This window comes from Bacillota bacterium, assembly GCA_013314855.1.
In the GTDB taxonomy this organism is placed as follows: Bacteria; Bacillota; Clostridia; order Acetivibrionales; family DUMC01; genus Ch48.
This window is the reverse complement of sequence record JABUEW010000194.1, coordinates 1-5,059: the sequence shown is the minus strand read 5'-3', so window position 1 is coordinate 5,059 and position 5,059 is coordinate 1. Positions and strand designations below refer to the sequence as shown.

Here is a 5,059-nt window from a genome sequence, read left to right as displayed (position 1 = left end):
AACGCTGCCCTATCTCCTGGAAATCGCCGACAAGGGTGCTGAAAAGGCACTAAAAGAGAATTCAGCACTCATGCATGGTTTAAATACATATAATGGTTGTGTAACCTGTAAAGGAGTTGCTGACACCTTCAATCTTGAATACGTATCAGCCGATAAATGTCTTTCTGCTTTTTCATAAATTTTTCATAAATATGATTTTCCATCCATGACCTATGTATCAGCATCTGCGGCATCTATGCCGCAGATGCTGCATTTGTACTTCGTCTTAATATAAAACCTGTAACAGTTTCTTTGCATGATTTTTAATGCATATTGTTGGGAAGAATTAAAAAACTCTTCCCATATCGGAAGGCCGTTCAATGCATCGTTCCAGTTTGGTTTCCCTGCCTCCATCTCAATTCCGACGCCTCCAGGATCAATCGATGCCATTTTGTTTACGCATATACATACAAGTTTCGTTAACAATGATGTATAATATAAAGGTATGAGAGCCGTAGACCTCGGAGCAGGCGACGGGTACCTTTCCATGGCCGTAGCGAAGCTTGTGAAAAGCGTGTATGCTGTCGACATCTCCGGTGAAATGCTCAAGGAGCTCAGGAAAAAAGCGAAGGAAGCCGGTATAAGGAATATTGAAACCATAGAGAGCGACGGCTGTGATGTGCCCTTGGAGGACGCCGGGGCCGACGTTGTCTGCGCAAGCATGTACATGCACCATATCGAAGAGCCGGAAAACGCAGTGAAAGAGATCAACAGGATGCTGAAGCCGGGCGGACAGGTCTTTCTTGCGGATTTTTACCTACATGACGATATGGAATTCAAGGAAAAGATGCACGACATTTGGCCGGGCTTCAATACCGATGCAATAAAACAGCTGTTTGAAAAGAACGGTTTTAAGGATATAAAAATCGAGGCACTGGATGATATTGACCCTGCTAAGGTTAAAAAAAAATATTTATTTTAACAGCGGGGAAATAATAAAGCTGTGAAACAGGAGGTGCCTTTATGGGTAAGGTGCTGGTATGCGGTTCAATAGCATTTGACCATATCATGGATTTTCCGGGTCTTTATAAGGAACAGATACTACCCGAAAAGATTCATGCATTGAATATCAGTTTCCTGGTTAACAGCATGAAAAAGGCAAGGGGTGGAACGGCTCCCAATATAGCGTATAATCTGGCGCTTGTCGGAGAGAAACCGGTTGTGCTCGGAACTGCCGGGAAAGACTTTGTCGAGTACAGGGACTGGCTGAATGAAAACGGCGTTGAGACAAGCTATGTCAGGGTATTGGATGATGACTTCACGGCTTCCTGTTTTATTACGACAGACCTATCCAATAACCAGATTACAGTGTTTTATCCCGACGCTATGGCAAAAGACCCTGAAATAACGTTAAAAGGTATTGATACGGATAAAATCTCAATGGCCGTCATTGCACCGACAGACCCTGCTGCAATGGTCAAGTGGGCTGCCGAGTGCCAGGAGCTTGGGGTACCATATCTTTACGATCCTGGAATGCAGATACCCAGGCTCTCGGGAGAGGACCTCAAAAATGGTATTCTTGGTGCAAAAATAGTTATTTTTAATGAATATGAGTATAATATGATGATAGAGAAGACAGGCTTGAGCAAGGAAGAAATACTGAACAGCGTAGATATACTGGTTGAAACCCTCGGAGGAAAGGGCTCGATTCTAAGGACGCGGAAGGAAAGGTTGCATATAAACGCTGCAAAACCTGTAAGAGTGGTTGAACCCACAGGGGCAGGCGATGCTTACAGGGCTGGATTGATAAAAGGGTATTTTGAGGGAGTGCCGCTTGAAGTCATAGGAAGGTATGCAAGTGTGACGGCAGTTTATGCCGTAGAGCATAAAGGAGGCACCGAGCATAAGTATACAATCGAGGAGTTTCAAAAGAGATTTGAAGAGAACTACGGCAGGTAGTAAAATAAACTATTTAGATGGAGGAACATATTCATGGTAAAATGTGATATCAAGGACAAATCCCTACCGCCAAAGGGAAAGCTCAGGATTGAATGGGCTGACAACCAGATGCCCGTATTGAAAATGATAAGGGAGAGGTTTGAAAAGGAGAAACCCCTGGCAGGCAAGAAAATGTCATGCTGCCTTCATGTTACAACCGAAACCGCAAACCTTATGCGCACATTGCAGGCCGGAGGGGCGGACATAGTCCTGTGTGCATCCAACCCGCTTTCTACACAGGACGACGTTGCAGCATCGCTGGTCATGGATTTCGGCATACCGGTTTATGCCATAAAGGGTGAGGACAGGGATACCTACTACAGGCACCTCATAGCCGCTATAGAACACGGCCCTGATATGACCCAGGATGACGGCTGTGACCTTGTCGGCCTGCTTCACCAGAATTATAAGGACACCTATTTGAAGAATGTTATCGGCGGAACTGAAGAGACAACAACAGGCGTTATAAGGTTAAAGAGCATGGAAAGGGATAATGCACTGCAGTTTCCTATAATTGCAGTTAATGAATCTGAGACCAAGCACTTCTTCGACAACAGGTATGGTACCGGGCAAAGCACCATAGACGGCTTGCTGAGGGCAACCAACGCCCTCGTCTGCGGCAAGAACTTTGTCGTCTGCGGATACGGCTGGTGCGGCAAGGGGCTTGCAATGAGAGCGAAAGGCATGGGCGCGAATGTCATTGTCACCGAAGTCGACCACGTTAAGGCTATTGAGGCTGTAATGGACGGATTCAGGGTCATGAAGCTTGAACAGGCGATGCCCTCTGCAGATATAATAATTACCGTAACAGGCGACCTGAACGTCGTGGACGAAAAGCACTTCAAGCTTGCAAAGAATGGAGTGATTGTGGCGAACTCCGGATACTTCAATGATGAGATAAACATCGAAGCGCTGGAAAAGCTTTCCGAGTCCAGGAGGACCGTTCGCGATTTCATGGTTTAGCATATGTCATTAATTGACAAGTCTTGTTGGCAGCGCTTGATTATTATGGCATTATATGGTAACCTTAAATCGAACAAATGTTCTTTTTTAAGGTGACCATTAATGCTTGCTGCTTGTATCACCAGGGCTGAAGTATATACACCACGAAGCCCCCGCAAAAATCAATACTACCGGTGTGTGGAAGCACATTTTGAAGAACTGGAACGAGTATGGGATGTACGGTACCAAAAACAATATGGGTATTGGCGGCCTTATGTGCTGGATGTAATATATAAATATCTGGACTGTGGCGACCTTCACCAGGGTTTTGCATGTGTCAAATGCGATGACTGTCATCATGAGTACCTGCTCCCTTTCTCCTGCAAGAGGCGTCATTTTTGTCCTTCCTGTCATCAAAAGCGTGTTATAGAATTCGGTGAACAGCTCTATGAAGAAGTAATGGAAAAAGTGCCCCACCGGCAATGGGTATTCAGTATACCAAAACGGCTCCGTCCGTATTTCATGTATGACCGGAAGCTTCTAGCAAAGCTCAGTCTTTGCGCATGGCGTGTATTGTCCGAATATCTTAAGACAAGTGTGTCCGTAGATGACCCCCTACCCGGTGGAATGAGGAAAAAGGCAGAAAATAATGATGATGCCATATCCGAACTTGTAACGGTTGAGTCTGATATCTCAAGGAAGAAATTCCGCAAGAACTGGGCACGGCTTATCCGGAAAATATATAATGTCGACCCGCTTTTATGTCCAAAATGCGGCAGCGAAATGCGAATTATTTCATTCATCGAGGATGACGCTACAATAAAGAAGATACTGATGCATCTGGGACTCTGGATGACTTTGAACCACGACCCACCATCAGGAGAAAAAGACCGGATCACTTTGCACATACAATCACATAGGAGTTTTGAATGGTGGGAGGCTGTAAATCATGCTTCAGGCAATAATGTTTACAATGACAGAATCTTTCAAATGCCATATGAAGATGAGTACTCACAGCTGATACCTTACGAGTATTGAAATTTTCAGCATCAAATTGCTCAGACTTTATTCCGGATTGATATCATAATCGTCAAGCCTTGCTTTACTATGCTTAAAAGATGGTTATGGTTAATATCAGCAAGCGTCTTGATAGAAACACAACCGCTAAAAGTGATTTTATAACACTTTTCATGTGGCAATTTTCCATTGTGCTGTAAAAAATCTCTTGGTTTTTAAGGATAATGCCAGATTTAATAAATGCACTACGAAAAGCAAATTCCTATCCCATCCCAAATCCCCCGCAGTTTAACAGTTCTATGAATACTAAATTCCTTGTAAGCCAGTAGCAACAAGGAATTTGAGTATTAAACCATAGTATAAAATTGTAGTCACATAACTGTTACCATTTGCTTATGCCGCTTCATGGTTGTTTTGGCGCACTGCGCCGTCAAGGGTTCTCGTCGCCGCATAACATGGGCTAAAACTTCAAACTGTAACAGCTTTATCAAACGAATATTTCAGTTTACGGAGGTCACTAGCCGTTGGCAGTTGGAGATCAGCTTTCACACCAAAGGAGTCAAGGATCAACCTCATGTCGTCGTTTGGTTTCGTAAGACGGTAGTATCCACCGGGAACGGCATCAGCTTGAAAAGACCCAAGTGCTTTCCTTATCCTCTCCGCTGTGATGCCTGACTCCCAGCCGTCTTCGTTTAATGTGTCCTTACCCTGGTGTTTCAAGACCTTGTATTGGATAATCCGTATCATCGTCAGTGCGATGAAACAGACGAGAAAATGTGCGTTGATATGCTCTGGCTTGCGGACATAGACCGGTCTCCCTTCAAGGTCAGTTTTTGTTATCCTGAAAGAATCCTCTATCCTCGAAAGGCCATGGTACTTATTGATGATTTCCCTGTCCGGCTTTTCTGTCTCCGAGGTCATGAGAGTGTAGTATCCCATTAAATCCATGTATTCGCGGATTTTCTCCATGTCCAATGACAGATGTGTTTTTGTGTCCACAATCTCGCCAGTGTCTTCATCCACTTCCATCTTCTTCAGGAATTTTTCAATCTTCTTTGGCTTGTCCTTTAATTTATCGGGGTTTTTGACAACGGATTCAAGATATTCAATAAACTTTCGATTC

7 protein-coding genes are annotated in these 5,059 nt (G+C 44.2%); 5 read left to right on the top strand and 2 right to left on the bottom strand.

From position 1 onward, the window contains the following. Window positions 1-178, top strand: a 178-nt coding sequence (locus tag HPY74_19750; GenBank protein NSW92843.1) for an alanine dehydrogenase, incomplete at its 5' end; no start/stop codon positions are given. A gap of 32 nt (window positions 179-210) precedes the next feature. On the opposite strand, the gene HPY74_19745 is transcribed toward HPY74_19750, so the two are convergent. Next, the gene (locus HPY74_19745) at window positions 211-429 is read right to left on the bottom strand and encodes a hypothetical protein (GenBank protein NSW92842.1); all 219 of its coding nucleotides are present in this window, start codon (window positions 427-429) and stop codon (window positions 211-213) included. Between the two features lie 55 nt (window positions 430-484). Here HPY74_19745 and HPY74_19740 point away from each other — a divergent pair, with 55 nt between their 5' ends. The 4 genes from HPY74_19740 (at window position 485) to HPY74_19725 (ending at window position 3,957) form a co-directional block, all read left to right on the top strand. After that, the gene (locus HPY74_19740) at window positions 485-961 is read left to right on the top strand and encodes a class I SAM-dependent methyltransferase (GenBank protein ID NSW92841.1); all 477 of its coding nucleotides are present in this window, start codon (window positions 485-487) and stop codon (window positions 959-961) included. A 41-nt stretch (window positions 962-1,002) separates the two neighbouring features. Beyond that, window positions 1,003-1,938: a carbohydrate kinase family protein gene (locus HPY74_19735; protein NSW92840.1), complete on the top strand. Its 936-nt coding sequence runs from the start codon at window positions 1,003-1,005 to the stop codon at window positions 1,936-1,938. 33 nt (window positions 1,939-1,971) lie between these two features. Further along, window positions 1,972-2,940, top strand: coding sequence for an adenosylhomocysteinase (locus tag HPY74_19730; protein ID NSW92839.1), 969 nt, complete (start codon window positions 1,972-1,974; stop codon window positions 2,938-2,940). Between the two features lie 102 nt (window positions 2,941-3,042). Then, complete coding sequence (locus HPY74_19725) at window positions 3,043-3,957, top strand: transposase zinc-binding domain-containing protein (protein NSW92838.1); 915 nt, start codon at window positions 3,043-3,045, stop codon at window positions 3,955-3,957. Window positions 3,958-4,404: 447 nt separating this feature from the next. Here HPY74_19725 and HPY74_19720 read toward each other — a convergent pair. Beyond that, window positions 4,405-5,059 (bottom strand): transposase (locus tag HPY74_19720; GenBank protein NSW92837.1); only part of this gene is annotated, 655 nt, incomplete at its 5' end.